This window comes from Faecalibacterium sp. OF04-11AC (assembly GCF_003460645.1).
GTDB lineage: Bacteria > Bacillota > Clostridia > Oscillospirales > Ruminococcaceae > Faecalibacterium > Faecalibacterium prausnitzii_I.
In genome coordinates, this window is sequence record NZ_QTVP01000033.1 from 1 (window position 1) to 24,879 (window position 24,879).

Annotated in this window: 29 protein-coding genes and 1 pseudogene; 18 read left to right on the forward strand and 12 right to left on the reverse strand. The window is 60.5% G+C overall.

Annotated features, from left to right (window positions below; genetic code table 11):
- From DXA70_RS14795 to DXA70_RS13815, 6 genes are all read left to right on the forward strand, one after another.
- The coding region (locus tag DXA70_RS14795) for a hypothetical protein (RefSeq protein WP_243001371.1) at positions 1-254 on the forward strand (254 nt) is incomplete at its 5' end.
- The gene (locus tag DXA70_RS14800; protein WP_243001372.1) at positions 226-756 is read left to right on the forward strand and encodes a hypothetical protein; all 531 of its coding nucleotides are present in this window, start codon (positions 226-228) and stop codon (positions 754-756) included. The genes DXA70_RS14795 and DXA70_RS14800, both read left to right, overlap by 29 nt.
- Entirely contained in the window at positions 723-1,538 is an 816-nt protein-coding gene (locus DXA70_RS14805) for a PP2C family protein-serine/threonine phosphatase (RefSeq protein WP_243001373.1), read from the forward strand. Before DXA70_RS14800 ends, DXA70_RS14805 begins: the two co-directional genes overlap by 34 nt.
- Positions 1,539-1,594: 56 nt before the next feature.
- On the forward strand, positions 1,595-2,125 hold the full coding sequence (locus tag DXA70_RS15150) for a pectinesterase family protein (protein WP_278321338.1): 531 nt from the start codon (positions 1,595-1,597) through the stop codon (positions 2,123-2,125).
- 36 nt (positions 2,126-2,161) lie between these two features.
- Positions 2,162-2,533 (forward strand): pectinesterase family protein, encoded by a 372-nt coding sequence (locus tag DXA70_RS15155; RefSeq protein WP_278321339.1) that lies wholly within the window; start codon positions 2,162-2,164, stop codon positions 2,531-2,533.
- Between the two features lie 34 nt (positions 2,534-2,567).
- Complete coding sequence (locus DXA70_RS13815) at positions 2,568-2,720, forward strand: hypothetical protein (RefSeq protein ID WP_199522883.1); 153 nt, start codon at positions 2,568-2,570, stop codon at positions 2,718-2,720.
- A 50-nt stretch (positions 2,721-2,770) separates the two neighbouring features.
- Here the strand turns inward: DXA70_RS13815 and DXA70_RS11840 are convergent, their stop codons facing one another.
- Both DXA70_RS11840 and DXA70_RS11845 read right to left on the reverse strand, forming a co-directional pair.
- Positions 2,771-4,300 carry a HAMP domain-containing sensor histidine kinase gene (locus tag DXA70_RS11840; protein WP_128118589.1) on the reverse strand — a complete coding sequence of 510 codons (1,530 nt, stop codon included), beginning with the start codon at positions 4,298-4,300 and terminating at the stop codon, positions 2,771-2,773.
- Positions 4,301-4,318: 18 nt separating this feature from the next.
- Entirely contained in the window at positions 4,319-5,005 is a 687-nt protein-coding gene (locus tag DXA70_RS11845; protein ID WP_022256900.1) for a response regulator transcription factor, read from the reverse strand.
- Positions 5,006-5,321: 316 nt separating this feature from the next.
- Between DXA70_RS11845 and DXA70_RS11850 the strand changes: the two genes are divergently transcribed.
- From DXA70_RS11850 to DXA70_RS11870, 5 genes are read left to right on the forward strand one after another with little or no spacing between them, the layout of a single operon-like run.
- Positions 5,322-6,539, forward strand: a complete 1,218-nt coding sequence (locus DXA70_RS11850) for an SMP-30/gluconolactonase/LRE family protein (protein WP_243001374.1) — start codon at positions 5,322-5,324, stop codon at positions 6,537-6,539.
- Between the two features lie 17 nt (positions 6,540-6,556).
- Positions 6,557-7,117, forward strand: a complete 561-nt coding sequence (locus DXA70_RS11855) for a TIGR01440 family protein (protein WP_112115526.1) — start codon at positions 6,557-6,559, stop codon at positions 7,115-7,117.
- 3 nt (positions 7,118-7,120) lie between these two features.
- The gene (locus DXA70_RS11860; protein ID WP_128118590.1) at positions 7,121-7,843 is read left to right on the forward strand and encodes a YggS family pyridoxal phosphate-dependent enzyme; all 723 of its coding nucleotides are present in this window, start codon (positions 7,121-7,123) and stop codon (positions 7,841-7,843) included.
- Positions 7,844-7,858: 15 nt separating this feature from the next.
- Positions 7,859-9,649, forward strand: coding sequence for an ABC transporter ATP-binding protein (locus tag DXA70_RS11865; RefSeq protein ID WP_112115525.1), 1,791 nt, complete (start codon positions 7,859-7,861; stop codon positions 9,647-9,649).
- A 15-nt stretch (positions 9,650-9,664) separates the two neighbouring features.
- On the forward strand, positions 9,665-10,240 hold the full coding sequence (locus DXA70_RS11870; protein WP_128118591.1) for a sugar O-acetyltransferase: 576 nt from the start codon (positions 9,665-9,667) through the stop codon (positions 10,238-10,240).
- Between the two features lie 67 nt (positions 10,241-10,307).
- Here the strand turns inward: DXA70_RS11870 and DXA70_RS11875 are convergent, their stop codons facing one another.
- The 4 genes from DXA70_RS11875 to DXA70_RS11890 all read right to left on the reverse strand — a co-directional run bounded on the left by DXA70_RS11875 (position 10,308) and on the right by DXA70_RS11890 (position 13,056).
- Complete coding sequence (locus tag DXA70_RS11875) at positions 10,308-11,258, reverse strand: ROK family glucokinase (RefSeq protein ID WP_128118592.1); 951 nt, start codon at positions 11,256-11,258, stop codon at positions 10,308-10,310.
- A 121-nt stretch (positions 11,259-11,379) separates the two neighbouring features.
- The gene (tatC, locus tag DXA70_RS11880) at positions 11,380-12,177 is read right to left on the reverse strand and encodes a twin-arginine translocase subunit TatC (protein WP_128118593.1); all 798 of its coding nucleotides are present in this window, start codon (positions 12,175-12,177) and stop codon (positions 11,380-11,382) included.
- Positions 12,178-12,179: 2 nt separating this feature from the next.
- Positions 12,180-12,377 (reverse strand): twin-arginine translocase TatA/TatE family subunit, encoded by a 198-nt coding sequence (gene tatA / locus DXA70_RS11885; RefSeq protein ID WP_128118594.1) that lies wholly within the window; start codon positions 12,375-12,377, stop codon positions 12,180-12,182.
- Between the two features lie 112 nt (positions 12,378-12,489).
- Positions 12,490-13,056 (reverse strand): twin-arginine translocase TatA/TatE family subunit, encoded by a 567-nt coding sequence (locus DXA70_RS11890; protein ID WP_128118595.1) that lies wholly within the window; start codon positions 13,054-13,056, stop codon positions 12,490-12,492.
- Positions 13,057-13,364: 308 nt separating this feature from the next.
- Between DXA70_RS11890 and DXA70_RS11895 the strand changes: the two genes are divergently transcribed.
- Positions 13,365-14,450: a Xaa-Pro peptidase family protein gene (locus tag DXA70_RS11895; protein WP_128118596.1), complete on the forward strand. Its 1,086-nt coding sequence runs from the start codon at positions 13,365-13,367 to the stop codon at positions 14,448-14,450.
- A 43-nt stretch (positions 14,451-14,493) separates the two neighbouring features.
- On the opposite strand, the gene DXA70_RS11900 is transcribed toward DXA70_RS11895, so the two are convergent.
- The 4 genes from DXA70_RS11900 to DXA70_RS11915 form a co-directional block, all read right to left on the reverse strand.
- Positions 14,494-15,057, reverse strand: a complete 564-nt coding sequence (locus tag DXA70_RS11900) for a DJ-1 family glyoxalase III (protein WP_022256911.1) — start codon at positions 15,055-15,057, stop codon at positions 14,494-14,496.
- A gap of 12 nt (positions 15,058-15,069) precedes the next feature.
- Positions 15,070-15,375, reverse strand: coding sequence for a YerC/YecD family TrpR-related protein (locus tag DXA70_RS11905; RefSeq protein WP_128118597.1), 306 nt, complete (start codon positions 15,373-15,375; stop codon positions 15,070-15,072).
- Positions 15,376-15,488: 113 nt separating this feature from the next.
- Complete coding sequence (locus tag DXA70_RS11910; RefSeq protein WP_022256913.1) at positions 15,489-15,980, reverse strand: GNAT family N-acetyltransferase; 492 nt, start codon at positions 15,978-15,980, stop codon at positions 15,489-15,491.
- Between the two features lie 158 nt (positions 15,981-16,138).
- A complete protein-coding gene (locus DXA70_RS11915) occupies positions 16,139-16,324 on the reverse strand; it encodes a hypothetical protein (RefSeq protein ID WP_243001375.1) in 186 nt (61 codons plus the stop codon).
- Between the two features lie 490 nt (positions 16,325-16,814).
- Between DXA70_RS11915 and DXA70_RS11920 the strand changes: the two genes are divergently transcribed.
- Together DXA70_RS11920 and DXA70_RS11925 are read left to right on the forward strand one after the other, a co-directional pair.
- Positions 16,815-17,405, forward strand: a complete 591-nt coding sequence (locus DXA70_RS11920) for an RICIN domain-containing protein (protein WP_128118598.1) — start codon at positions 16,815-16,817, stop codon at positions 17,403-17,405.
- Between the two features lie 93 nt (positions 17,406-17,498).
- Positions 17,499-18,005, forward strand: a complete 507-nt coding sequence (locus DXA70_RS11925) for an NUDIX domain-containing protein (protein ID WP_112148384.1) — start codon at positions 17,499-17,501, stop codon at positions 18,003-18,005.
- A gap of 23 nt (positions 18,006-18,028) precedes the next feature.
- Here DXA70_RS11925 and DXA70_RS11930 read toward each other — a convergent pair whose 3' ends face one another.
- Positions 18,029-18,919: a LysR family transcriptional regulator gene (locus DXA70_RS11930; protein WP_128118599.1), complete on the reverse strand. Its 891-nt coding sequence runs from the start codon at positions 18,917-18,919 to the stop codon at positions 18,029-18,031.
- Positions 18,920-19,132: 213 nt separating this feature from the next.
- On the opposite strand from DXA70_RS11930, the pseudogene DXA70_RS11935 reads away from it, so the two are divergent.
- The 3 genes and pseudogenes from DXA70_RS11935 to sdaAA all read left to right on the forward strand — a co-directional run bounded on the left by DXA70_RS11935 (position 19,133) and on the right by sdaAA (position 21,950).
- Positions 19,133-20,352 (forward strand): annotated as a pseudogene (locus DXA70_RS11935) (dicarboxylate/amino acid:cation symporter).
- A 39-nt stretch (positions 20,353-20,391) separates the two neighbouring features.
- A complete protein-coding gene (gene sdaAB, locus DXA70_RS11940) occupies positions 20,392-21,060 on the forward strand; it encodes an L-serine ammonia-lyase, iron-sulfur-dependent subunit beta (RefSeq protein WP_128118600.1) in 669 nt (222 codons plus the stop codon).
- A gap of 20 nt (positions 21,061-21,080) precedes the next feature.
- A complete protein-coding gene (gene sdaAA, locus DXA70_RS11945; protein ID WP_128118602.1) occupies positions 21,081-21,950 on the forward strand; it encodes an L-serine ammonia-lyase, iron-sulfur-dependent, subunit alpha in 870 nt (289 codons plus the stop codon).
- A 73-nt stretch (positions 21,951-22,023) separates the two neighbouring features.
- Here the strand turns inward: sdaAA and DXA70_RS11950 are convergent, their stop codons facing one another.
- Positions 22,024-23,082, reverse strand: coding sequence for a PTS sugar transporter subunit IIC (locus DXA70_RS11950; protein ID WP_112148380.1), 1,059 nt, complete (start codon positions 23,080-23,082; stop codon positions 22,024-22,026).
- A gap of 367 nt (positions 23,083-23,449) precedes the next feature.
- Here DXA70_RS11950 and DXA70_RS13820 point away from each other — a divergent pair.
- On the forward strand, positions 23,450-24,879 hold a 1,430-nt coding region (locus DXA70_RS13820; RefSeq protein ID WP_199522884.1), incomplete at its 3' end, for a GH25 family lysozyme.

Consider the following 24,879-nt stretch of genomic DNA (forward strand, 5'->3'; position numbering starts at 1 on the left):
CGCTCTGCGTTCAGCCGCCCGGCAACGCCTTTTCCGCCCTGCTCAGTGCGGGGGCCGGGCTGGGGGTGGTCTGTTTCCTGCCCCGGCAATGGCTGACTCCGGCTGGCCCGGAGGAGCCGCCCGGCGAGACCCCGCAGGAGGAGCGGCCCCGGCTCTCGGTGGCGGCCACCCGGCTGGAAGCCGTGGCCGAGAGCCTTTCCTCGCTGGCTGAGACGGCTGGAAGCCGTGGCCGAGAGCCTTTCCTCGCTGGCTGAGACGGTCAACGAGGTATACGACGCGTTCCCCCGCCGCTGCGAGAACTTCCGCTGGGTCATCGACAACACCCACGACACCCTATGCGCCAACTGCGGGCGGCGCGAATCCTGCTGGAAACAGGAGTATGCCGCCACGTTGGAGGGGATGGAGGCCCTCCGCCCTGTTCTGGAACAGCAGGGCCATCTGGAACCAAACGACCTGCCCGGGCAGCTGTCCCGGTGCATCCACCCGGCGGCGCTCTGCGCCACGGCTACCCGCTCCTTTGCGCTCTACCGCAGCCGGAAAGAGGCCCATGTCCACGCCGAGGCCCTCCGCACGGCCCTGACCGAGCAGTACAGCGCCGTGGCCGACGCGCTGGGCGTCCTCAGTGAGCAGCTGGGCAGGCCGGGAACCCCGGAACCCTATAATCCGGGCGGGTGGCGTCGTTTTTTACTTCCCTGGCCCCGCCGCTGGAATGCTCCGTCACGTTGGACGATTTGGGCCGGACCCGGGCGGCGGTGACGCTGCCCCGCACCCGGTTTTCGCCTGCCGAGCTGGCGGCACTGGCGCGGGAGGTGAGCGGGCTCTGCCGCCGGGCCTTTGAGCCGCCGCAGGTGCTTTCCTGCAAGGGGATGACCACCCTGCTCTTCTCGGAAAAGCCTGCCCTCCGGGCCGTGTTCGGGGCAGCTGGGGTAGCGGCCCGGGGGACCATCTCGGGCGATGCGGTCCAGCAGTTCTGCAGCCCGGCGGCGGCCCAGATGATCCTCTGTGACGGCATGGGCACCGGACGCCCCGCTGCCGTGGACGGCAACCTGGCCGCCGAGCTGACAGCCCGCCTGCTCAAAGCGGGCTTTACCGCCGAGCTGGCCGCGCGGCTGGTAAATGTGGCACTGGCCCTCAAAAGCGATGAGGAGAGCGGGGCGACGCTGGACCTCATCAGCGTAGACCTCTATACCGGCACAGCCCGGCTCTTCAAGGCCGGGGCGGCCCCGGGGTTCCTCGTCCACGGGGGCCGGGCCCGAGCCGTGGGAGATGTGAGCCTGCCCATGGGCATTCTGGGCGGTGTGAACGGGCAGAGCCGGATGGTGCATCTGGCCGCGGGTGATTACGCGGTGCTGGTCTCAGACGGGCTGCTGGTGGACGGCCCCGGCTGGGTGGCCCAACAGCTGGAACTCTCAGCGGCGGCGGGAGACGCGCCGGAGAAAATTGCCAGGACTTTGGTGGAGACCGCCCGGGCCCGGGCTGAGAAAGCAGGCCGCCCCGATGACATCACGGCGGCGGTGCTGCGGCTGGAACCATGTTGAAATATTCATAGAGTGAGGGTATAATGAGTGCATCATCCATCAGGAGGGCGGAAAGCGTGTTGAAGATCACAGTACAGCGGGATGGCACCGGGGACTTTACCACCATCTCGGAGGCAGTGCTGGCGGTGCCCTATGAATGCGAGGCCGAAATTGAGATCGGCCCGGGCATTTACCGGGAAAAGCTGGTCTGCGAAAAACAGAACATCACCCTCCGGGGGGCCGGGGCCGACCAGACCCGCGTCGTGTGGGGAGACGGCGGCAAGCTGCCCCACCCGGACGGCAGGCCGACCCATACGTTCCGCAGCTACACCGCGTTTTTCAGCGGCGAAAATCTCACTGTGGAAGACCTGACCATTGAAAACGATGCGGGCCCCGGGGCACAGGTGGGGCAGGCTGTGGCGGCCTATGTGGACAGCGCCCGGGCGGTGTTCCGCCGGGTGAAGCTGCTGGGCAACCAGGATACCCTCTTCTGCGCCCCGCTGCCGGAAAAAGAGCGGGAGAAAGACGGCTTCCTCGGCCCCGGGGCTGGCACCCCGCCGGGCCAGTGCCCAGTATTACCACAAATGCGAGATCGCGGGGGACATTGATTTCATCTTTGGCGGGGCGGATGCCCTGTTTGAGCAGTGCACCCTCCGCACGGTGGACAACCACATCCCCCACAGCTATGTCACGGCCCCCTCGGGGAAGCCGACGGGCTGGGATTTGTCTTCTGGGACTGCGATTTCGTCTCCGACTGCCCGGCGGGCAGCGTCTATCTGGGGCGGCCGTGGCGCCCCGAGGGCAAAACGGCGGTGCTGGACTGCCGTTTGGGAGCCCACATTGCGCCGGAGGGCTTTTCCCCCTGGAACGACCGCGCGGATACGAACCTGGCAGCCTTTGCCGAGGCGGGCAGCAACGGCCCCGGGGCAGTTCCCCGTCCCGGCTGGGTCCATGCCCTGACGGCTTCGCAGGCAGCGGAGCTGCTGACCCGTGCCCGCTGCCGCTGCCGCCCCTGAAACCCAAAAGCCCAAAAGAATGAGGAAGTAAATTATGAAGAAGCTCCCCAATGCCGTCAAATGGCTCATCATTGTGGCGGTGCTGGCCGCCATGGCTGCCATGACCTTTGCCGTCAACGACCGGGCCTCCCGGGTGGATATGCCCGCCCCGGACAACACGTTCGGCATCTACCACGTCACCAACTAACGAGAAAACCCCTCCCGGTTGCTGCTCGCACAGAAACCGGGAGGGGTTTTTTAATTGTCGGAAGAGTCCGTGTCCGTCATGATGAACCAGAATGTGGTGCCTTTGCCCACGGTGCTCTGGACACCAAAGCGGAAACCGTGCTGCTGGAAGATGGCCTTGGTGATGGAAAGGCCCAGGCCAGTGCCCTGCTTGCCCGCGTCGGAGCGGGAGCGGTAGTAGCGGTCGAAGATATAAGGCAGGTCCTCCGCCGAGATGCCGGGGCCATGGTCTTCCACTTCCACCCGGACGCCCTCGGGGCATTGGAATGCCCGCAGGAAGAAAAGCCCGTCCTCCCCGATGTGGTGCATGGCGTTGCCCAGCAGGTTGTGCAGGGCACGCTGCATCATGTCGGGGTCGGCGTAAACGGGAAGCTCCTCTTCGGGCAGCTCCAGCTTGAGCTCCCAGCCGTTCTGGGCGCAGACGGCGTCGTAACGCTCGCTGACCTCGTCGCAGAGCTGGCCCATATCAAAATGCACCCGCTCGCACTGGATGGCACCGCTGGTCACCTTGCTCAGCTCCATCACGCTGGAGACGAGGGCTGTCAGCCGGTCGGCTTCGTCCACGATAATATTCATCTGCTCGTTGCGGTGGGCCTTGTCGTCGCCTGTGATGTCCCGCACCGTCTCGGCGTAGCCCTTGATGAGGGTCAGCGGGGTGCGCAGGTCGTGGGAGACATTGGCCAGCAGGTCCCGCTGCATCTGGGAGGCATGTTGGACTTCCTGCGCCATGTGGTTGAAGTCCTGCGCCAGATCGCCCAGTTCGTCGTTCCGCTTGGGGTCCACCTGCACATTGTAATTGCCCTGGGCCACCTGCCGGGCCGCGCCGGAAAGCTCCCGCAGGGGCTTGGTGAACCACTCGCTGAACAGCCAGGCCGCCGACATGGAGAACGCAAAGATCAGTGCCGCCGCCAGCGGCAGCACGGTGCTCATCACCTGGCCGGCCTCCGCGACATGCATCAGGCTGGTGGTCACCAGCACCGTATAGCTGCCATCGGAGGTCGTTTTGCCCACCATCAGCTGGACAGAGCCGGAGGGCGTGGGCGGGTTGATCTTCCGCACACAGCTGCCCGTCTCCCGGCAGAGCTGCCGCATGGCGCGGGCCGTGCTGTAGGAGAGCATTTCGCCGCCGGTGTCCGTGGGCTTGGTGCGGTGGAGATTGCAGTAGGAAAGGCTTTCGATCTTGAAGATCTGGCGCAGCGTGGTATCCGAGATGTCCACGCAAAAGCTGCTCATGCCGCTGTTCTCGAAGATCTCAGACCCCAGCTCGTTGAAAAACGTGGTGTTGACATGGAGCTGGCTGCCAAAGCCCCAGTAGGAGAGGGTCTCCCCCTCGGCGATGGCCTTGTCCAGCCGCTCCACAATGGCGTCTGCCTGGGCTGTGAGCTGTTTCTGGATATGGGTGGTATAAAGCGGTTCCAGCAGCCGGGTGCTCAGGAACCAGAACAGCAACAGCAGCAGCAGGCAGATGAAGCACAAAAACCACAACAGCTGCCCGCGGATGCCAATGGTGCGCCGTGTTTTGCGTTTGCTCGTATGCCGCATCAGGAGCAACGCCTCCGCTTACCGGGCTGCGTCGGGGTCGAACTTATAGCCGATGCCCCACACAGTTGCAATATAGCCGCGGCACTTGCCCAGGTGGCCCCGCAGCATCTTGACATGGGTGTCCACGGTGCGGTCCTCGCCAAAGTAATCGTAGTTCCACACTTTCTGCAAAATCTTCTCCCGGCTGAGGGCGATGCCCTTGTTGGAGGCCAGGAAGACCAGCAGGTCAAACTCCTTGGGGGTCAGGCTCACTTCCTCACCCGAGACGCGGACGGTGTGGCTGGCGGTATCAATGGTCAGCTCCCCAAAGGTCATGGTGCCGTCCGAGCTTTCGGTGTGGGGCATGGTGCGGTTGAGCACGGCCCGCACCCGGGCTACCAGCTCCCGGGGGGAGAACGGCTTGACCACATAGTCGTCCGCGCCGCCCTCAAGCCCGGCCAGCTTATCGTATTCCTCGCCCCGGGCCGTCAGGATGATGACGGGGGTGTTGATGTGGCGGTTGCGCATCTCCCGCAGGCAGGTCATGCCGTCCATAAAAGGCATCATCAGGTCAAGAATGACCAGGTCATACCCGCCGCCGCTCAAAAGGCTCAGGGCCGCGGAGCCGTCACCGGCTTCCTCGCAGACATAGCCCGCATACTGCAAATGCTCCCGGATGAGCTCCCGGATACGGGGCTCATCATCAACGATCAGAATTTTAGCCATAAAAAGTCGCCCTCCTCAAATGCAAAAGGTGCTTTGTTTGTTTTATAGAATGGTCCCAATAGGCCCGATTTTATCTTAATACGACAATTGGAAATTTTTGTGAAGTTTGCGTGAAGCCTTTGGAAAACTCGTGTTTGCTATAGTATACCACGGAGGAAAAGGCAAAACAATTGCGGCTGCAAAAGGTTTGTGTTATACTAATCTGATAAATCAATTCCCTTTGCAAAGGAAAAAAGCTTATGCGCATCGGACTGGTTGAGTTTATTTTGATATTGTTCATTGCGTCGGTCACGGTGGGGCCCAGGTGGCCCTGTTTGTGGATGGCTGGCTTCGCCGCGCCAACCGTGCCAGCGCGCTGGCCGCCCGCCGCAAGGCCGAGGCGCAGGCCCAGATGGCCATTGAGCGGGAAGCCCTGCTCCACCGGTTCCGGGCGGCCAGCAACGTGTTTGCGGCGCTGGCGGCCGTGGCGCTGGTGTACGCGCTGGTGTTCCGGCCCATCGACACGCCGCCAAAGACCTATGCCGCCCCGGAGAGAGCGGAGCGCGCCGAGCATGTGCGGAGCGTGGACCCCGCCGACGCGCTGAATTTGAGCGCCTATGAGATCGGCACGGCCATCCGGATGCAGGATGGCTGGCTCTATGCGGCGGCAAAGCTGCCCAAGGCAGGCGTTCTGATGCGGATGCAGCCAGACGGCAGTGGGATGAACGAGGTACTGGACGTGGCAGGCGGCGAGATCACAGACCTTGCCTTTGCGCCGGACGGCACCCTTTGGATGACGACGATCGAGGCCGACGGCGGCAAGCTCTGCCGGGTGAGCAACGACCAGTGGGGCGTGACCGTGGAGCCTGTGGTGACGCAGATCGACGGCAAGGCCCTCTCCTGCCCGGCGGCGGTGGCCGTGGGGGCAGACGGGAAAGTCTACTTCACCAACGCGGCGGATGTCTCCGTGAAGTATGGGCTGGAAAGCGCCCTCCGCACCGAGCTGCTGGCCCATACGGCCACGGGCTGGGTCTATGTCTATGACCCGGTGACCCGGGCCGTGGAGCGGGTGCTGGGCGGGGTGGCCGGGGCCTCCGGGCTGGCGCTCTCGGCGGACGGCGGGACGCTGTACGTCTCCGACCTTGGCAGCCGCTGCATCTGGGCAGTCCCGTCCGGTGGATGGGAGCTGATGGCTGGGGGCAAGGGCTGTGCACAGCTGGCCGCGGGCCTGCCCGGATACCCCGGGGCGCTGGCAGTGGAGGAGGACGGCACGGTCTCGGTGGGCTACCGCTGGGCGCGTTCCGCCTGGATGGAAGACCACGCCGACGGCACCCTGCTGCGGGGTGCCGCCCTCCGGCTGAGTGAATCCATGCGGGAACGGCTGTTCCAGATGCCGGACGATGGCATCTGCGCCGAGCGCTTTGGCCCGGACGGGGCGCTGCTTGCCTCCTACGGCGGCAAGGCGCTGGGCGGTGTCCTTGCCCTCTGCCCGGCGGAGAACCGGGTGTATCTGGGCGTGGCCGGTGAAACGAAGATCCAGTGGGTAAGAATTTAAAACCGAGGTGTTTTAGAATGACGGAAGCGTTCAAACAACAAATCGAACAGGAAGCCCGGCAGGCGGTCACGGAGCTGCTGGAGCAGGCAAAGCTGAAAAAGGGCGATGTCTTTGTGGTGGGCTGCTCGTCCAGTGAGATCGTGGGCGGGCACATCGGCAAGGATTCCAGCCTGGAAGCGGCGCAGGCCGTGTACGCGGGCATTGCCCCGGTGCTGGCGGCGCAGGGCATCTGGTTGGCGGCCCAGTGCTGTGAGCACCTCAACCGTGCTATCATCATCGAGCGGGAAGCCGCCGAACGATACGGCTGGGAGGAAGTCTGTGTGGTGCCCCGGCCCCACGCGGGCGGCAGCTGGGCCACCACCTGCTGGAAGCAGTTCCATGACCCGATCGCCGTGGAAGAGATCAAGGCCCATGCAGGCATCGACATCGGCGGCACTCTCATCGGGATGCACCTCAAGCGGGTGGCCGTGCCGGTGCGCCTGAGCCTGAATCAGATCGGCGAAGCAAACATTCTCTGTGCCCGCACCCGCCCCAAGCTCATCGGTGGTGAGCGCGCAAAATATACCGAGGAGGATTGACCTATGGCGGAAAAGACACTGGAAGAAATGCGGGAAGCGGTGGAAGAGATCCGCGCCAAGATGGCGGCAGCCGCCCGGGAAGCGGGCCGCGACCCGGCAGCGGTGCAGCTCTGTGCCGCCTGCAAGACCCGCACAGCGGACATTGTTGCCGCCAGTGCGGCCCTGCCCATTGATGTGTTTGGCGAGAACCATGTGCAGGAGCTCTGCGCCAATTTTGACGCCGGGGCCTACTGCGGCAAGCCCAGCCATTTCATCGGCCATTTGCAGACGAACAAGATCAAAAAGGTGCTGGGCCGTGCCAGCCTCATCCAGAGCGTGGACAGCGAGCACCTGCTGGCCGCCATTGAAAAAGAGGCTGCCAGGGCTGGCATCGTGCAAAACGTGCTGCTGGAAGTGAACATCGGCGGTGAGGAGTCCAAGACCGGTGTTTCCCCGGAACAGCTCTGGCCGCTGCTGGATGCCGCCGCCGCCCAGGAGCACATCCGGGTCAAGGGCCTGATGGCCATTCCTCCGGTGAACAACGACGACGCCCAGAACCGCCGCTACCTGGCCCAGGTGTACAAGCTGTTTGTGCAGGCCGGGGAGCGGGGCTACCAGAATGTGGCCATGGAGACCCTTTCCATGGGGATGAGCGGCGATTTTGAGAATGCCATCCGGGAGGGCGCTACCCTCGTCCGCATCGGCACCGCCATCTACGGCGAACGAGATTATAGTAAAAAAGCATAAAAAGAAAGAGGAATTATGCCTAAAACGACCATCCATGACCCCGGTGCACACCATACCAGCAGCGGGGCTCTCATCCGGCGCTTTCTGCCCTATCTGGCCAAGTACAAAAAGGTGCTGTTCATCGACCTGTTCTGTGCAGCCCTGACCACCATGTGCGATATCATCCTGCCCAAGATCATGAGCACCATTACCAACTCCGCCATGGGTGTGGGCATCACGCTGACAGCCCAGATCGTGCTCAAGCTGGCAGCGCTCTACTTCGTGCTCCGTGTCATTGACGGAGCGGCACAGTATTTCATGTCCGGCATCGGCCATATCATGGGCGTGCATATTGAAACCGATATGCGCAAGGACGCCTTTGACCACCTGCTGCTGCTGGACCACACCTATTACAACAACACCAAGGTGGGCACCATCATGGGCCGCATCACCAACGACCTGTTTGACGTGACCGAGTTTGCCCACCACTGCCCGGAGGAGTTCTTCATTGCGGGCATCAAGATCCTGGCCTCGTTCCTCATCCTGTGCCAGGCCAGTATCCCCTTGACGCTGGCGGTGTTTGCCTGCGTGCCCCTGATGGGCGTGGTGTCGGTCTACCTGAACCAGCGCCTGCGGGCCCGGTTCCGCCAGCAGCGGGTCCAGATCGGTGAGCTGAACGCCACCATCGAGGACAGCCTGCTGGGCCAGGGCGTCGTCAAGGCCTTTGCGGCGGAAGAGCAGGAGCGGGCCAAGTTCGAGCAGGGCAACCGGGATTTTGAGCAGATCAAAACGCTGGGCTATTACGCCATGGCGGCGTTCAATACCTCCACCCGCCTGTTTGACGGCCTGATGTATCTGGTGGTCATTCTAGCGGGCGGTCTCTCGCTGGTGTACGGCAAGATCAGCGCGGGCGATCTGGTGGCCTATGTGCTGTATGTGTCCACCCTGATCGCCACCATCCGCCGCATCGTGGAGTTTGCGGAGCAGTTCCAGCGCGGCATGACGGGTATTGAGCGCTTTGCTGAGATCATGGACACCCCTGTTCCCATCCACGATGCCCCGGACGCCAAGCCTCTCCAGCCCGGCCCCGGTGCGATCCGGTTTGAGGATGTCAGCTTTGAGTACCCGGACGACCACAATAAAGTCCTGCACCACGTCAGTCTGGACATCAAAGCCGGCGAGCGGCTGGCGCTGGTAGGCCCCTCCGGCGGCGGCAAAACGACGCTGTGCAACCTCATCCCCCGCTTTTATGATGTGACCAGCGGCCGCATTCTCATTGATGGGCAGGACATCAGCAAGGTGACCATCAAGAGCCTGCGGGAGGACATCGGCATCGTCCAGCAGGACGTGTACCTGTTCAGCGGCTCGGTGGCGGATAACATCGCTTACGGCAAGCCCGGTGCCACCCGGGAGGAGATCGTCGAAGCGGCCCGTCTGGCGGGCGCGGAGCGCTTTATTCTGGCCCTGAAAGACGGCTTTGACACGTATGTGGGAGAGCGGGGTGTCAAGCTCTCGGGCGGCCAGAAGCAGCGCATTGCCATTGCCCGGGTCTTCCTCAAGAACCCGCCCATCCTGATCCTGGACGAGGCCACCAGCGCGCTGGACAACGAGAGTGAGATCCTCGTAGGCCAGAGCCTCGAAAAGCTGGCCCATGGCCGCACGACCCTGACCATCGCCCACCGGCTGACCACCATCAAGAACTACGACCGCATCCTCGTTCTCGGTGCCGAGGGCATTGAGGAAGCCGGTACCCACGAGGAGCTGCTGGCAAAGCAGGGCGTTTACTACCGCCTGTGGAACCAGCTCCCCGGCGAGGATACGCTGTAACAGGAGGAAAACCAGATGACAGAACGCGAAAAATGGGAAGCGGGCCTGTGGTACGACGCCAATTTTGATGAGGAACTCCGCATCGAACGCGAAAAGGCCGAAGAGCGATACACCGAGTTCAACCAGACCCGCCCCTCCCAGAAAGAAAAGCGGGCCGAGCTGCTGCCCGGCATGGCGGAAGATGTGGTGATCCTGCCGCATTTCTACACGGACTACGGCTACAACTGCGTCATTGGCGCAGGCAGTTATCTCAACCACGGGGCCTACCTGATGGACTGCGCCAAGATCACCATTGGACAGCACTGCTTCATCGGCCCCGGCTGCGGCATGTACACGGCCATCCATCCCATCCTGCCGCAGGAGCGCAACAGCGGGCTGGAGCTGTGCAAGCCCATCACGCTGGGCGATAACGTCTGGCTGGGTGGCGATGTGACCATTCTGCCCGGAGTCACCATCGGATCCAATACGGTCATCGGGGCCGGGAGCGTGGTGGTGAAAGACATCCCCTCCGGTGTCGTTGCCGTGGGCAACCCCTGCAAAGTGGTGCGCCCCATTACGGAGGAAGACAGCATCTACTTCCACAAAGATTAAACAGACAAAACAAAAGCGGGACCGCTGAGTTTTCAACGGTCCCGCTTTTGTTTGTGGAAACTTTGCGTTATGCGCCTACGATGAGGCGGACAGCGCCGTAGATGCCGGCATCATTGCCGAGGCTGGCCTGCTTGATGGGGATCTCACGGCAGGATTTGAACGCATACTCCTGGAAGTGCTTGTTCAGCGGGGCAAAGAGGACGTCCCCGGCGCGGGCAACACCGCCGCCCACCAGGAATGCCTCGGGGTCTACTGTGGAGGCAATGTTGGCCAGAGCCATACCCAGCGTGTCGGACATCTCATCCACCTCGCGGGCGGCGAGAGCGTCGCCATTGCGGGCAGCGTCAAAGACGTCCTTGGCGGCAAACTCGGTGCCGCGGAGCACGCAGGGGGTGTCCGGGTTCTCGTCCAGCAGCTTCTTCATGCAGCGGACCACGCCGGTGGCGCTGGAATACTGCTCCAGGCAGCCGTGCTTGCCGCAGCCGCAGGTGGCCGTCTCATGGCGGTTGACCGTGATGTGGCCGATCTCGCCGCCCGCGCCGTGGACGCCGTCGATGACTTTGCCGTTGACGACGACACCGCCGCCCACGCCGGTGCCCAGCGTGACCATGACGGCGTTCTTGGCACCCTTGGCGGCGCCCATCCAGATCTCACCCAGGGCAGCCACATTGGCGTCGTTACCCACCAGAACTTTCAGGCCGTTCAGCAGGCCGGAGAGCTGGGCGGAAACATTCCGCTCGCCCCAGCCGCCGAGGTTGGCGCAGACGATGGGCACGATGCTGGAATCCAGCACCGGGCCGGGCACACCGATGCCCACGCCCTCCACCTGCTCGGGCTGGATGCCCTGCTCGTTCATCTTGCCCAGGATGGCAGCGGCCAGGTTCTCCAGGATGTGCTCGCCTGCATTGGAGGTGTCGGTGGCAACCTCCCATTTTTCCAGCAGTGCGCCGGAAGTGGTGAACAGACCGATCTTGGCGGTGGTGCCGCCAAGGTCAATGCCGAATGCGTACTCTTTCATGATTCATTTACCCCTTTACTGCGGCGGACACACCGCCGGATTTTATTGATAATAGTATAACATAGTTCAGGGGATAAAAAAAGGCCCTCCCTTGCGGGAGAGCCGGAAAGCCTTGGGGAAATTATTCGTCGTCCTCGGTGTCGTCGTCTTCGTCCTCGTGATCCGATTTCGGCTTGTAGAAGATGCCGCTCAGGAAGATGCTGATGAAATACAGCAGCACCATGGGGAGCGCCACCATGCACTGGGACACGATATCGGGCGGGGTGACCACAGCTGCAACGAGGAAGATGCAGACAATGGCGACGCCTCGGACTTTCTTGAGCAGCTCCGGGTAGATGATGCCCATTTTGGACAGGATGATCGTGACCAGAGGCATCTCAAACACACAGCCAAAGATCACGAACATCGTCAAACAGAGGTTGACATAGCTCTCGATACTGGTGGTGGTCTGGATGTACTCAGCGCCCTCAATGCCCGTGCTCAGGAAACGGAGCATGAACGGCATCATCAGCTTGTAGGCAAACAGCACGCCCACGCAGAACAGTGCCAGGCCCAGCAGGATGACCAGCTTGAGGAAGAACGTCTCGCTCTTTTTCAGGCCGGGCTTTGCAAAGGCGTAGATCTGGTACAGCGCCACGGGCACCGTGATGACGAATGCCGCCAGCAGAGACACGCGGAAATACTGCATCAGCTTTTCCTGCGGGGCAATGGAAACAAAGGTGTAATAACCCTGGCCCATGGCCGTCAGGAGATCAATGAGGCGGTCCGCATACATCAGGGTGATGACCACGGAAACCACAAACACCACCGCGCAGATGATCAGCCTGTTCCGCAGCTCTTTCAGATGCCCGGTCAGCGTCATGCTGCCGTCGTCTTCCATGACTTCGGCTTTCTTTTTGCGCTTCAAGTTTGTAGCCACAATTACTCCTCGTCGTCTTTCTTCTCGGTCTGGGTCTCAGCCTTGGAGGTGTTCTCTTCCTCCTCGCCCTCTTCCATGCCCTTCTTGAAGTTGTTCATGGTCTTGCCAAACATCTTGCCCAGCTTCGGCAGGTTCTTGGGTCCAAAGATCAGCAGAGCAACGACCAGGATGATAAGCAGCTCGTTCGTACCAATACGCATAATAAAAATCTCCTTTTTACTTTTGCCGCGCCGTGTGGCGGGCGGATTCCAATGTATTCGGCAACCGCAGGCGCGGGTGCATCAAAATAGAGGGATACGGGGCAAAGGCAGCTCAGACCTTTGCTTCTTCAGCCGGGGCAGCTTCCTCCGCGGCCGGGGCGGCGGCAGGCTCTGCAGCTTCGGCAGGAGCGGCTTCGGGAGCGGCCTCAACGGGCTTCTCCTCTGCCTTGGGCTCCTCAGCGGATTTCTCTTCTGCGGTTTCCGTGGCAGGAGCTGCTTCGGCGGGCTTTTCCTCAGGTTTTGCGGCGGGGGCAGCAGGGCTTTCCAGCTCCTCCACCTCTTCCAGCTCGGTCACTTCCTCTGCCTGCTCGGCTTTGGCGGCTTCTTCCTTGCTGGTCTTGCCAATGCCCGTAAAGCTCTTGGTCACGTCCTTGACGCTGTTGTCGAGATCCTTTTTGATATCGGTCAGCGGAGCAACGGCTTCCTTGAGGGGGGCCTGGATCTCATTCAGCGGCTCGACCACGTTTTTCTGGATCTCCTCGGAGGCAGCGCCGGTGTATTTCTTCAGCTCACGGAGCATTTTGCCCAGTTTCTGTGCATAAACGGGCAGCTGATCCGGGCCGATGAAGACAAACGCGACCACCACGATGACCACGAGTTCCCAAAAACCAATTTTCATAGCGTTCCAATTCCTTTCCTGTGCCAGCGGGGCCGGCAGGGCTTTTTGTCCAGTATAACAGATTGTGCGGCGGTTTGCCAGAGCAGCGGGCCCGGAATCGGGCCGGATGGTTCATTTTTTGGGCACACCGTGCTATACTGGGCGGGGCAAAGGCGCTCTGCGCGCCGACGTTGCCATACATATACCGGAAGTGCATGAACACTACATGAATTTATTATGAATTATTTGTGAACAAGTGGGCGCTTCCTGCAAATTTGTCAACATACAAGATATTTTTCAATAAAAATTACAGAAAGGATAACCAAAACATGAAAACACTCTATGCAGCCCGCTTTGCACGGGTGACCGAAAACCTCGTCAGACAGGGCCTGACCCAAATGATCGTCAGCGACCCGCCCACGATCTTTTATCTGACCGGGGTGCGCATCCAGCCCGGCGAGCGGATGCTGGCTCTGCTGCTCCGGGCCGACGGGAACCACCGTTTCTTTGTCAACGCGCTGTTCGGCACGCCGGAGGCAGGCATCCCGGTGGAAAACTACTCGGACGGCGAGGACGCCCCGGCAAAGCTCCTGCCCTGGCTGGAACGGGACAAGCCTCTGGGCATTGATAAGAATTGGCCCGCCCGGTTCCTGCTCCGGCTGATGGAGCTGGACGCGGCACCCGCTTACCGCAATGCTTCCGCCGCCTGCGACGATGCCCGCGCCGTAAAAGACGCTGCCGAGCAGGAGGCCATGCGGGCTTCCTCCAAGGTCAACGATGACTGCATGGCGGAGTTTGAGGCTCTCATCCGCCCCGGCATCACCGAAAAAGAGATGGCCGAAGCCATCCGGGGCATCTATGCGGCCCACGGCTGTTCCGGGGTCAGCTTTCCCCCCATCTGCGGCTTTGGCCCCCATGCGGCCGACCCGCACCATGACAACGACGACACCCCGCTGGAGGCGGGCCAGTGCGTCCTGATCGATGTGGGCGGCGTGTATCAGGATTACTGTTCCGATATGACCCGGACGTTCTTTACCGGGGAGCCCAGCGAGGAGGAACGTAAGGTCTATGAGCTGGTGCGGCAGGCACAGGCTGCCGCCGAAGCGCTGGTCAAGCCGGGCGTCCGTCTCTGCGATATTGACGCTGCGGCCCGCGACCTTATTACCGAAGCCGGCTATGGCCCCTACTTCAACCACCGCCTGGGCCACTTCATTGGTCTGGAAGACCACGAGGCCGGTGACGTCTCGGCGGTGAACGAGAATGTTGTCACCCCGGGCATGTGCTTCTCCATCGAGCCGGGCGTCTACCTTCCCGGCAAGTTCGGCGTCCGGATCGAAGATCTGGTCCTCGTCACCGAGGACGGCTGTGAGGTGCTGAACCATTATCCGCATGAGCTGCGGGTGCATCCGTTCTAAGCGAAAAAGAAAACCCGCCGTCGGCGGGTTTTCTTTTTCGTGTTTATCCGAGCACGGAATGCCGGTAAGCAATGGCGTTCTGGATACGGTCGGCTTCCTCTTTGCCGGCCAGCTGGCGCACCAGCTCCAGCGCAAAGGGGATGGCACCGCCCAGACCGTAGCTGGTGGTGAGGTTGCCGTCCACCACGACCTCTTCATCGTGGACGATGGCACCGGCCAGCTGATCCTGGAACCCGGCGTGGGCCGTGGCGTTTTTGCCCTCCAGCAGGCCCAGCGAGGCCAGAACGCTGGGGGCGGCGCAGATGGCGGCTACCTTTTTGCCCGCGGCGGCAAAGGCCTTGCAGGTCTCGGTGACGGTCTTGTTGGCGGCCAGGTTGGGGGTGCCCGGGATGCCGCCGGGCAGTACGACCAGATCGACATCCGAGTAATCCACGTCCTCGGCCAGTGCATCGGCGGTGAGGTGGATCTTATGGCTGCTCACCAGCTCTTTGCGGCCCATGGCGGACGCAACGGTCACTTCGACTTTCGCGCGGCGGAGCAGGTCGATGACAAGGAGTGCCTCGCACTCTTCGGTGCCGTCGGCAAAAAATACAACTGCTTTGCTCATAATCACTACCTCCTAAGCCTCGGTCTTGTCGGCGGGGGCGGTGCTCTCTTCCAGCAGGCGGCGCAGCACGCTGTCGTCCCGGCTCAGGACGCGGCTCACCCGGCTGATGATGGCACTGGACGCGCCAATGTTGCCCATGATGCTGGTGTAGCTCTGCTTGTTCATCAGCTTTTCAGCGATGTTATAGCGCTGTTCCATGGCGCTGAGCTCGGCGTAACTGCACACATCCTGTAAAAAGCGGTAGCACTCCTCCGGCGTCTTCAGCTCCAGAAGAGCGGAATACAGGCCGGATTTTCCGGTGGGATGATCTTTTGCCATAAAGCTTTCCTCCCCTGATGGCATCTTGCGTCAGGCCCGCAGAAAGGGCACTTCAATACACTACTTTATTGTAGTGCAAGCGCGGCAAAAAAGCAATGGCTATTTTGCAGTTTTTACAGCATCCGCTCAAAAATGAGCTGGCCGGGCAGCCGCGTGGTCTCGTCCTCCTCGGCGGGGCCCAGCAGGCGGTAGCCTTTGGCCTTGAAGAACTGCTGCACGGGCAGGGCCTTGGCGTGGACGGTGCACCACACCCGGCCACGGCCCTCGCCCCGGGCCAGGCGTTCACAGCTGGCCACGATGTCCCGGCCCAGTGCTTTGCCCCGGAACTCCGGCTTGAGGTAGAGGTGGAGCAGGTGGAGAGAGGTATTTTCCATCTTCCAGGCAAAGTAGCCGATGACCTTGCCGCCCAGCAGCACGAGGAAGTAGTTGACATCGTTGTCAATGTCCTCCTCAATGGCGTCGGCGCTCTGCAGGGTGTCCACCAGCGTGTCCAGCTGCTTGGCGGGGTAATAGCGCTTGTACACCTCGTGCCAGAGCTCGCTGGCGAGGTCGGCAGTGGTGTGGATATATTTGGCTTTTGCCACAAGTTTGTAATCGGGTTTCATAGTTCTCCTTTGTTGTCGGTGGGTTCCGGCGGGCCCGTGGGGGCTTTCTGCCCTTTATTGTACCACGGTTTGCGGAAAATTCCAAACAAAAAGGCTGCTGCGCCTTTGCGGGTGCAGCAGCCTTGCATGTCTTTCAGGACATCCTGACGGGGTGTGTTTTACAGCGCAGCCTTATAGTTGTGATGAGTGGAGCTGTAGTTCACAACTGCTTCCATCAGGGTGACAGGCCACAACAGGGCCTTGACCAACATCTCAGCCGGCTTGACACATACCGTCTCCATGCTGTTAATACCGAACAGGACCAGACATGCGATACCGAAACCCAGAATGTAGTAGTACATCATCAAACCTCCTATATTTTTCCTGCCCCGCGGTGGTTCCGCAGAGGCATGTTGCAATGTGATCTTGGAGCGTCTTCCGCTCCTCTGTGACCCTATCATACTCCAGCCATGCGATAAAGTCAATATCCAAAATCGTGAAAGAAATTAAAGCTCGTTCTGAAATCTGGTAACTGTATTGAAATAAAGCGAACAAAAACGCTTTACTTTATCACGGTAAAGCTTTGAACAAAACTGACCTTGCAGCGGAAACAGTTTGTTCACAAAATCGGGCGAAATCAGGGCGAAAAAGGCGTTTTGTTTTTATATAAAAAACAGTATGAGTTTTTCGGGTGCGCGGCTGTTTTTCGCACAGAGACGAGCGGGCGAGAACGGCGCGCGGAAGAGTGGGTAAAAATGCACAAAGAATCATAAAAAAATTATCAAAAACCATTCTTGTTGCTGCGATGAAAATGCGCTATAATATAGGTACTCAATTGGAAAGGAGATCGCAGCTATGGCAAAGGCAGCACAAGTTGTATTATTGGAAAACGAGTATTACCTCATCAAAGCCCCGAATGGAAAGGTGTTGGAAGTCAAAAACTTCAATACGGAAAACGGCGCTGCGATCCGTCTTTGGGATTATGCAGGCCACCCCTGGCAGCAGTGGAAGTTCGTGGACGCCGGGGACGGACGCTGGCGGATCGAAAACCGCTTTACCGGCAAGATGATCGATCTGGCCCTGGGCGGCGTGGTGGAGGGCACTTGGCTGCACCAGTGGAGCCGCACCAGCGGCCTGAGCCAGTGCTGGGCGCTGGAACCCACCCGCGGCGGGCGCACCCGCATCCGCAATGTGCTGGCCGACAAGTACATCGACCTGGTGGGCATGAACACCGCCAACGGTGCCCAGGCCCAGATCTGGAATTATGTCTCCGGCGGCAATCAGGAGTGGAACCTGGTCCGGGTGGACGCGGGCGCAAAGCAGACCATTGCTCGCCCTGAGGAAGCCCGGGACCCGGAGCCTACCCCCTCTCAGCGCAAGCACCAGAACGATCTGGTCCGCAAGCTGAACAACGCAGGCAAGGGCCGTGCGGCACGCAAAGGCTGAGCCGGATCAAAACAGAATTTGAAAAGCAAAAGAGGCGTCCCGCAGGGGCTTTCCTGTGGGACGCCTTTGTGATGAATCAAAAGGAGGACCGCGATGAATCTCGGAAGCTTTATGGACCCGGAATACCCCATTTTCAGCACCACGCTCTGCTATCTGGAGCGGGAGGACGCCTACCTGATGCTCCACCGCGTGAAAAAGCAGGATGACTACAACCACGATAAATGGGTGGGTGTCGGCGGCAAATTTGAGCGGTTCGAGAGCCCGGAGGACTGCCTGCTCCGGGAGGTGCGGGAGGAAACGGGCCTGACCCTGACCCGCTGGCGCTGCCGGGGGCTGCTGACATTCCTCTGGGGCAATATGACCGAGTTCATCCACCTCTACACGGCGGACCGCTGGGAGGGCAAGATGATAAAGGGCGACGCCTGTAAGGAGGGCGTGCTGGAATGGGTGCCGAAAGAAAAGGTGACAAGCCTGCCCATCTGGGAGGGAGATAAGATCTTCTTTCGGCTTCTGAAAGAAGAACGGCCCTATTTCTCCCTGAAGCTGGTGTATGAGGGGGACACGTTAAAACAGGCGGTGCTGGACGGAAAAGCGCTCTGACGCCTCAAGGGGGCTGCTTCAGGTCACAGAGGGATATCCGGCCCGTCGGCCAGTTGGATAAAAGCTTTCATTTCCCGGGTGCAGCACTTATCTTTGTGGTAAAACATCTGGCGGTACATGGTCAGCTGGAAGTCCGAAACCTCCAAAATGCGCAGCTGCCCCTTTGCGGCGGATTCGGCCACCGCAAAGCGGGGCAGCAGGGAGATCCCGGAAGAATGTTCCAGCATCTTGATGATAAACGCGGTATCGCTGATCTCAAGGTTGGGGGTCAGTTCGACCTGATGGGAAGCGAGAAATTGATCGAAAGTGCGGCGGTAGTTTGCGTTGCGCTCGGTCAGGAAGAACGGTTTGTCCAGCAGTTCGGCCACCCGGTAAGGGCCGGGATGGCCGAGGTCGATGTTCGGCGTTGCCACAAATACCACTTCTTCCGGCACTTCGTTGCACTTGTGCCAGTTATTGGAGTAGCGGGGCTCGTCCAGAATGCAGATAAGATCCACTTCCCCCTGCTCCATTTTTTCAATCAGCTCCTCCGGGGAACCGGTGGTGACCCGCAGGCCGACCCTGGGGTGCTCCAGCCGGAACTGGCGGATCAGCCCGGGCAGGCGGAAAAAGCAGAGAGACTCCAGCGTGCCGATGTGCAGGCTGCCGTCCAGCTCGGCATTTTCGTTCAGTGCCTGGCGGGCGCTTTGGATGGTATCCAGAATACTGTTGGCATATTCCAGAAAACGCTGGCCGTCCACGGTCAGAAGGACCCGCTTGTTCATGCGGTCGAACAGGCGCACGCCCAGCTCTTCTTCCAGTGTCTTGATCTGTACCGTTACAGCGGACTGAGAATAGCCCAGAGACTCTGCCGCCTTGGAAAAACTCTGGAACTGAGCCGCGCGGATCAGGGTATTCAGCTGACGAACTTCCATCGCAGAACTCCTTTTTGCTATAAAAACTTTTAATCCATAAATTTATTTTTATGAATTTGAATCATGTGTATGTCTATGTTAAACTAAAGACGTCAACACGTCAAGTAAAATTTTGGCGTATCGTGAAAAAGACTGGCTGTGCAGGCTGAGGTGAAGAGAGCGCCATCAGGTGTTGCACGGGAACCAGGAAAGCAAAAGGAGGAAATTATTTCTATGGAAAAGAAAAAATTCAAGCTTGGGCTGCTGCCGAAGCTGCTCATTGCCATCGTGCTGGGCATCATCATCGGCCAGTTCTTCCCGGTGTGGTTCTGCCGGGTCGTCGTCACGGCATCCAGCATCTTCAGCTCGTTCCTGAAGTTCGTCATCCCGCTGATGATCGTGGCCTATGTCACCATGGGCATTGCCGACCTGAAGAGCGGCGCAGGCAAGCTGCTGCTCATCACGGTGGCTCTGGCCTACGGCTCCACCCTGATCGCAGGCTCGGCATCCTATCTGGTGTCTGCAAACCTGTTCCCCAGCTTCATGAGCGAAGGCGCTCTGGAGCAGATCGCCGCCACGGCTGACAACTCTCTGGCCAGCTACATCTCCATCTCCATCCCGCCCATTCTGGACACCCTCTCTGCCGTGGTGCTGGCCTTTGTGCTGGGCCTGTGCATGTCCACCCTGCGCGGCAAGACCATCGGTGATACACTTTACAACGGCATGAAGGACTTCTCCGGCATCATCGATCAGGTGCTGCACTGCGTCATCATCCCGCTGCTGCCCCTGTACGTCTGCGGTACCTTCATCGACATGACCAAGTCCGGCAAGACCTTTGCCATTCTGGGCATCCTGTGGAAGGTGTTCCTGGTGGTCATCATCATGCACCTGATCTGCATCTTCATCCAGTTCTGTGTCGCAGGCGCTGTGAGCCACAAGAACCCCCTGCAGCTCATCAAGAACCAGATCCCCGGCTACACCACCGCACTGGGCACCCAGTCCTCTGCAGCTACCATCCCGGTCAACCTGCAGTGTGCCGCGGCCGATGGCATCAGCGCACAGATCCGCAACTTTGTCGTGCCTCTGTGCGCCAACATCCACATGGCAGGTTCCATGATCACCATTACCGCGTGTGCCACCGCTGTCTGCCTGATGAATCAGCTGCCCATCAGCCTTGCTACCGTGGTGCCCTTCATCATGACTCTGGGCGTTGCATGGTGGCTTCTCCCGGTGCTCCCGGCGGCTCCATCATGACCGCTCTGCCCTTCCTGTACATGATCTTCGGTGCAGAGGCAGGCGACCCCAACGGCCCCATCTGCGCCATCATGGTGGCACTGTACATCACCCAGGATTCCTTCGGCACTGCCTGCAACGTCTCCGGCGACAACGCCATCGGCGTGATCGTGGAGACCATTTACCAGAAGTTCATCAACAAGAGCAGCGCAAGCGTCTGATGCGCGGCGCGGCTCTTGACCTGACAGGAGTGACACCCCATGGCATTTATCAGTGTTTTTGATGTTCTGGGCCCGAACATGATCGGCCCTTCCAGCTCCCACACCGCAGGTGCGGAAATCATCGCCTTTCTGGCACAGAAGATGATCGCCCCGCCGCTGAAGCGGGTGGACTTTACCCTCTACGGTTCCTTTGCCAAGACCTACCACGGCCATGGCACCGACCGCGCCCTGCTGGGCGGCATCATGGGCTTTTCGGCCGATGATACCCGCATCCGGGAGTCCTTTGCGATTGCCACCGAGCGGGGTCTGGCCTACAGCTTCACCCCCAATGAAGCGGAGACAGACATCTACCCCAATACGGTAGATATCCGTATGGAAAACGCCGCCGGTCAGGTGATGACTGTGCGGGGAGAGTCGCTGGGCGGCGGCAAGGTGCGTATTGTGCGGATCAACGGCGTGGAAGTGGACTTTACCGGCGAGTATAACGCCCTCATTGTGGTACAGCAGGACAAGCCCGGCGTGGTGGCTCATATCACGAAAATTCTCAATGACCGTGGTGTGAACATTGCATTTATGCGCCTGTTCCGCGAGGAAAAAGGTCATACCGCCTACACCATCGTGGAGTCGGATGAACGCCTGCCCGAGGGCGTGGATCAATTACTGCTGGCAAACCCGAACATCCGTGATGTGATGGTCGTACAGCAGTAAGGAGGGAACACAGGATGAACATGGATTTCAAATCTGCAGAAGAGCTGCTGAATCTGTGCGAAGAAAACCAGCTGCCGATTTCTGAGGTGATGCGCCAGCGCGAGTGTCTGCTGGGCGAAGTACCCCGGGATTCTGTAAATCACCGCATGGGAAAGGCATGGGAGATCATGCGCTCTTCCGCCACCCAGCCGCTGAAAAAGCCCATCAAATCCATGGGCGGGCTCATCGGCGGGGAGGCGAAGAAGCTGGAAGCACACGAAGCAAAAAAGAAGAGCATCTGCGGCGACGTGCTGGAAAAAGCCATTACCTATGCCATGGCAGTGCTGGAAGTAAACGCTTCCATGGGCCTGATCGTGGCCGCGCCTACTGCAGGTTCTGCCGGTGTGGTGCCAGGTATGATGCTGGCCCTGCAGGAGTGCTACCGGATCTCTGACCAGCGCATTGTGGATGCATTGTTTAACGCCGGAGCCGTGGGCTATCTGGCCATGCGCAATGCAACCGTGGCCGGAGCCGTGGGCGGCTGCCAGGCAGAGGTGGGCGTTGCATCCGCTATGGCCGCGTCCGCTGCCGTGGAGCTTATGGGCGGCACGCCGCAGCAGTGCCTGGATGCAGCTTCCACTGTGCTCATGAACATGCTGGGCCTTGTGTGCGACCCCGTGGGCGGCCTGGTGGAGTACCCCTGCCAGAATCGCAACGCTGCCGGTGTGGCCAATGCCCTCGTTGCAGCGGAAATATCCCTGAGCGGGATCCGCCAGCTGATCCCCTTTGATCAGATGCTGGATACCATGTATGCCGTGGGCAAGCGTCTGCCCGCCGAGCTGCGCGAAACAGCACAGGGCGGCTGCGCCACCACCCCCGCAGCCTGCGCGGCCTGCGGCCTGTGCGGCTGAGAAAGATCGTTAAAAAATGAGGCAGGATTCCCGGGGAAAGGGATATCCTGCCTCATTTTTGGCTTTTTGGGTTTTAGTTCAGTTTCAGGTCGTTCTCTTTGATCCAGCCCAGCTTGCGCTCGATCTCACAGAAGATCACGCTCAGGACAGCGGGGAGAACGAAGCAGACGAGGACCAGAGCGGCCCAGTCCATCGGGGTGATGGCGGCCTTGGTGCCGGCGGCAATGTCGTTGATCCAGCCGGTGTAAACGCCGATCTGGCCCACCAGACCGCAGGTGCCCATACCGGAGGAGACGGCGGCACCGTTCATCTCCAGGTGGAACACGCAGGTGGCCAGAGGGCCGGTGATGGCGCTGGCCAGCGTGGGGGCGATCCAGATGCGGGGATTCTTGACGATGTTGCCCATCTGGAGCATACTGGTGCCCAGACCCTGGCTGATGAGGCCGCCCACGCCGTTTTCCTGAAAGCTCATCACGGCAAAGCCCACCATCTGGGCGCAGCAGCCCGCCACGGCGGCACCTCCGGCCAGACCCGTCAGGCCCAGGGCCGCGCAGATGGCGGCGGAGGAGATGGGCAGGGTCAGCGCCACGCCCACGATGACCGAGACGAGGATGCCCATGACGAACGGAGCCTGCTCGGTGGCCCACATGATGAGGGTGCCCACCTGGCTGGCCGCCGCGCCGATGGGGGCGGCGATCAGCATGGAGAGGCCGACGCCCGCAAAGATCGTGACCAGCGGGGTGACAAGAATGTCGATCTTGGTCTCCTTGCTTACGGCCTTGCCCAGCTCTGCCGCCACAATGGCGATGATGAGGACGGCCAGCGGGCCGCCGGCTCCGCCCAGCGCGTTGGAGGAGTAGCCTACCGTGACCAGGCTGAACAGCACCAGCGGCGGGCAGTGGAGTGCCCAGCCGATGGCCACGGCCATGGCCGGGCCGCTCATGGCCGTGGCATAGCCGCCCAGGTCCACCAGCACGTCCAGCCCGGTCTGCTGGCCCAGTGTTTTGATGATGGTGCCGATGAGCAGGCTGGCAAACAGGCCCTGCGCCATGGCACCCAGCGCCTCAATGAGGTAGCGCTGCGGGGTAATGACGATGTCTTTTCGTCTTAAGAAATCTTTTACATTTGACATATCGCTTCCGCCTTTCCGTACGGTGTGTTCACAGTGCAGCAAAGCTGCATGTCCATCATGATACCATACACCTGTCAAGACAGCAAGAGGAAAATTGAAAAAAGAGAAGAAATTGCATCTTTTTTGCGCGGCAGGTGCAATTTTTGCGTGTTCTGGTTCGTATTCTGGATGGAGCGTTTTCTCTTGGATCCAAAAATCGGATTTGCAGTGCTGCTTCTGTGGCGCGGAACATTGACGGGAGCTTGGGTTTGGGTGTATACTAAAGAGGTCAAAATAGCGTTATCGGAATGCTCCGGGGGCCGCAGGGCGGCCCTGTGAAAATAAACGGGCGATGCAGGCCCGATCAGGCTGGAGGCAAGCAGGCGACATGAAACAGAACACTTCAAACTCGGCAAAGAAAGGCGCGCGGCGCGGCGCGGGCCAGGCCGTGGCAGCCATGGTCATGGCGCTTGCGGTTGCTGTGGGCGGCGTGGGCACTACGGCCCTGCTGGCAGCCCAGCCGGTGGGCCTGACCGTGGAGCCCTCCACCATCCAGTGGGAGGACGACTCCACCCAGACCAGCACCAATCAGAACCAGAAAAAACAGGAGCAGAAAAAGCCCACGGTCAAGGCGGAGAGCGAAGCTGCAACGGAGCAGCCCGCAGAATCCAAAGCCGAGAGCACGGCAGCTTCTGTGGAAGAAAAAGCTGGATCCGCAGCGCCCAGCGTGAGCGAGGCGGCATCTTCCGAGGCCGTGCCCAGTGAGCCTGCGCAGGAGCCCGCTCCCGCAGACCCCATGGCAGGCGAGGGCACCGGGCTGGAACAGGAGAACGCGTTCCCCGTCTTCCAGCAGGAGACCGATGAACTGGCTGCGGAAGACCCCCTGAGCCCCCGGGTGGAGAATACCGCCATGGATGGGGCCGCGGACACGGCCGTGAGCACCGCCGGGGTCAACTCGGTGGAAGACGCGCTGGCCGAGGCCCAGATCAAAGATGAAAATGGCACCATCCTGCTGACGCCGGAGGAGATCCGGGCCGCGCTGGATGCCGGCACGCTGGATGAAGACAGCATCGACGCCCAGTGTCTGGCCGACGAGAACGGCCTGTTGAGCTGGCTGTGGAAGTGGCTGTTTGGCAAAAAAGAGGATAACACCCCTGCCCCGGTCTACTCTGGCTGGCGGACCGTGAACGGCAAGACCTATTATTATGACCAGAACACCAACAAGCCGGTCACGGGCATCCAGTCCATTGACAACAAGCTCTATTATTTTGATGCCGATGGTGTGCAGCAGAGCGCAAAGTTCGGCATTGATGTCTCCAAATACCAGTCCAACATTGATTTTGAAAAGGTCAAAAAGGCAGGCGTGGAGTTCGTCATCATCCGCATCGGCTACCGTGGCTATGGCTCCGGCACGCTGGTGCTGGACCCGATGTTCGAGCAGCATTTCACCAATGCCCGGAACGCGGGCCTGAAAGTGGGCGTCTACTTCTTCAGCCAGGCCGTCAACGAGAACGAGGCACGGGAGGAAGCCCAGGGCTGCTGGTATGTCCTGAACAGCCGCAAGCTGGATTACCCCATCTACTTTGATTCCGAGGCTTCCGGCGGCTCCAATGGCCGCGCCGATGGTCTGGGTGTCACCGACCGCACCAAGTGCGCCATTGCGTTCTGTGAGGAGGTCAAGGCGCTGGGCTACCAGCCGGGCGTGTACGCCTCCACCCTGTGGTTCCGCAACCGGCTGGATTTGAGCCAGCTGAGCCAGTACCCCATCTGGAACGCCCATTATAACGTGGCCAGCAGCCCCATCCCCTGCCAGATGTG

What these genes read in the sequence shown, in the direction of transcription:
- DXA70_RS13815 (WP_199522883.1), top strand. Translation starts at nt 2,568, where the DNA reads ATGAAGAAGCTCCCCAATGCCGTCAAATGGCTCATCATTGTGGCGGTG.
- DXA70_RS11840 (WP_128118589.1), bottom strand. Translation starts at nt 4,300, where the DNA reads ATGCGGCATACGAGCAAACGCAAAACACGGCGCACCATTGGCATCCGC.
- DXA70_RS11845 (WP_022256900.1), bottom strand. Translation starts at nt 5,005, where the DNA reads ATGGCTAAAATTCTGATCGTTGATGATGAGCCCCGTATCCGGGAGCTC.
- DXA70_RS11855 (WP_112115526.1), top strand. Translation starts at nt 6,557, where the DNA reads ATGACGGAAGCGTTCAAACAACAAATCGAACAGGAAGCCCGGCAGGCG.
- DXA70_RS11860 (WP_128118590.1), top strand. Translation starts at nt 7,121, where the DNA reads ATGGCGGAAAAGACACTGGAAGAAATGCGGGAAGCGGTGGAAGAGATC.
- DXA70_RS11865 (WP_112115525.1), top strand. Translation starts at nt 7,859, where the DNA reads ATGCCTAAAACGACCATCCATGACCCCGGTGCACACCATACCAGCAGC.
- DXA70_RS11870 (WP_128118591.1), top strand. Translation starts at nt 9,665, where the DNA reads ATGACAGAACGCGAAAAATGGGAAGCGGGCCTGTGGTACGACGCCAAT.
- DXA70_RS11875 (WP_128118592.1), bottom strand. Translation starts at nt 11,258, where the DNA reads ATGAAAGAGTACGCATTCGGCATTGACCTTGGCGGCACCACCGCCAAG.
- tatA (WP_128118594.1), bottom strand. Translation starts at nt 12,377, where the DNA reads ATGCGTATTGGTACGAACGAGCTGCTTATCATCCTGGTCGTTGCTCTG.
- DXA70_RS11890 (WP_128118595.1), bottom strand. Translation starts at nt 13,056, where the DNA reads ATGAAAATTGGTTTTTGGGAACTCGTGGTCATCGTGGTGGTCGCGTTT.
- DXA70_RS11895 (WP_128118596.1), top strand. Translation starts at nt 13,365, where the DNA reads ATGAAAACACTCTATGCAGCCCGCTTTGCACGGGTGACCGAAAACCTC.
- DXA70_RS11900 (WP_022256911.1), bottom strand. Translation starts at nt 15,057, where the DNA reads ATGAGCAAAGCAGTTGTATTTTTTGCCGACGGCACCGAAGAGTGCGAG.
- DXA70_RS11905 (WP_128118597.1), bottom strand. Translation starts at nt 15,375, where the DNA reads ATGGCAAAAGATCATCCCACCGGAAAATCCGGCCTGTATTCCGCTCTT.
- DXA70_RS11910 (WP_022256913.1), bottom strand. Translation starts at nt 15,980, where the DNA reads ATGAAACCCGATTACAAACTTGTGGCAAAAGCCAAATATATCCACACC.
- DXA70_RS11915 (WP_243001375.1), bottom strand. Translation starts at nt 16,324, where the DNA reads ATGATGTACTACTACATTCTGGGTTTCGGTATCGCATGTCTGGTCCTG.
- DXA70_RS11920 (WP_128118598.1), top strand. Translation starts at nt 16,815, where the DNA reads ATGGCAAAGGCAGCACAAGTTGTATTATTGGAAAACGAGTATTACCTC.
- DXA70_RS11925 (WP_112148384.1), top strand. Translation starts at nt 17,499, where the DNA reads ATGAATCTCGGAAGCTTTATGGACCCGGAATACCCCATTTTCAGCACC.
- DXA70_RS11930 (WP_128118599.1), bottom strand. Translation starts at nt 18,919, where the DNA reads ATGGAAGTTCGTCAGCTGAATACCCTGATCCGCGCGGCTCAGTTCCAG.
- sdaAB (WP_128118600.1), top strand. Translation starts at nt 20,392, where the DNA reads ATGGCATTTATCAGTGTTTTTGATGTTCTGGGCCCGAACATGATCGGC.
- sdaAA (WP_128118602.1), top strand. Translation starts at nt 21,081, where the DNA reads ATGGATTTCAAATCTGCAGAAGAGCTGCTGAATCTGTGCGAAGAAAAC.
- DXA70_RS11950 (WP_112148380.1), bottom strand. Translation starts at nt 23,082, where the DNA reads ATGTCAAATGTAAAAGATTTCTTAAGACGAAAAGACATCGTCATTACC.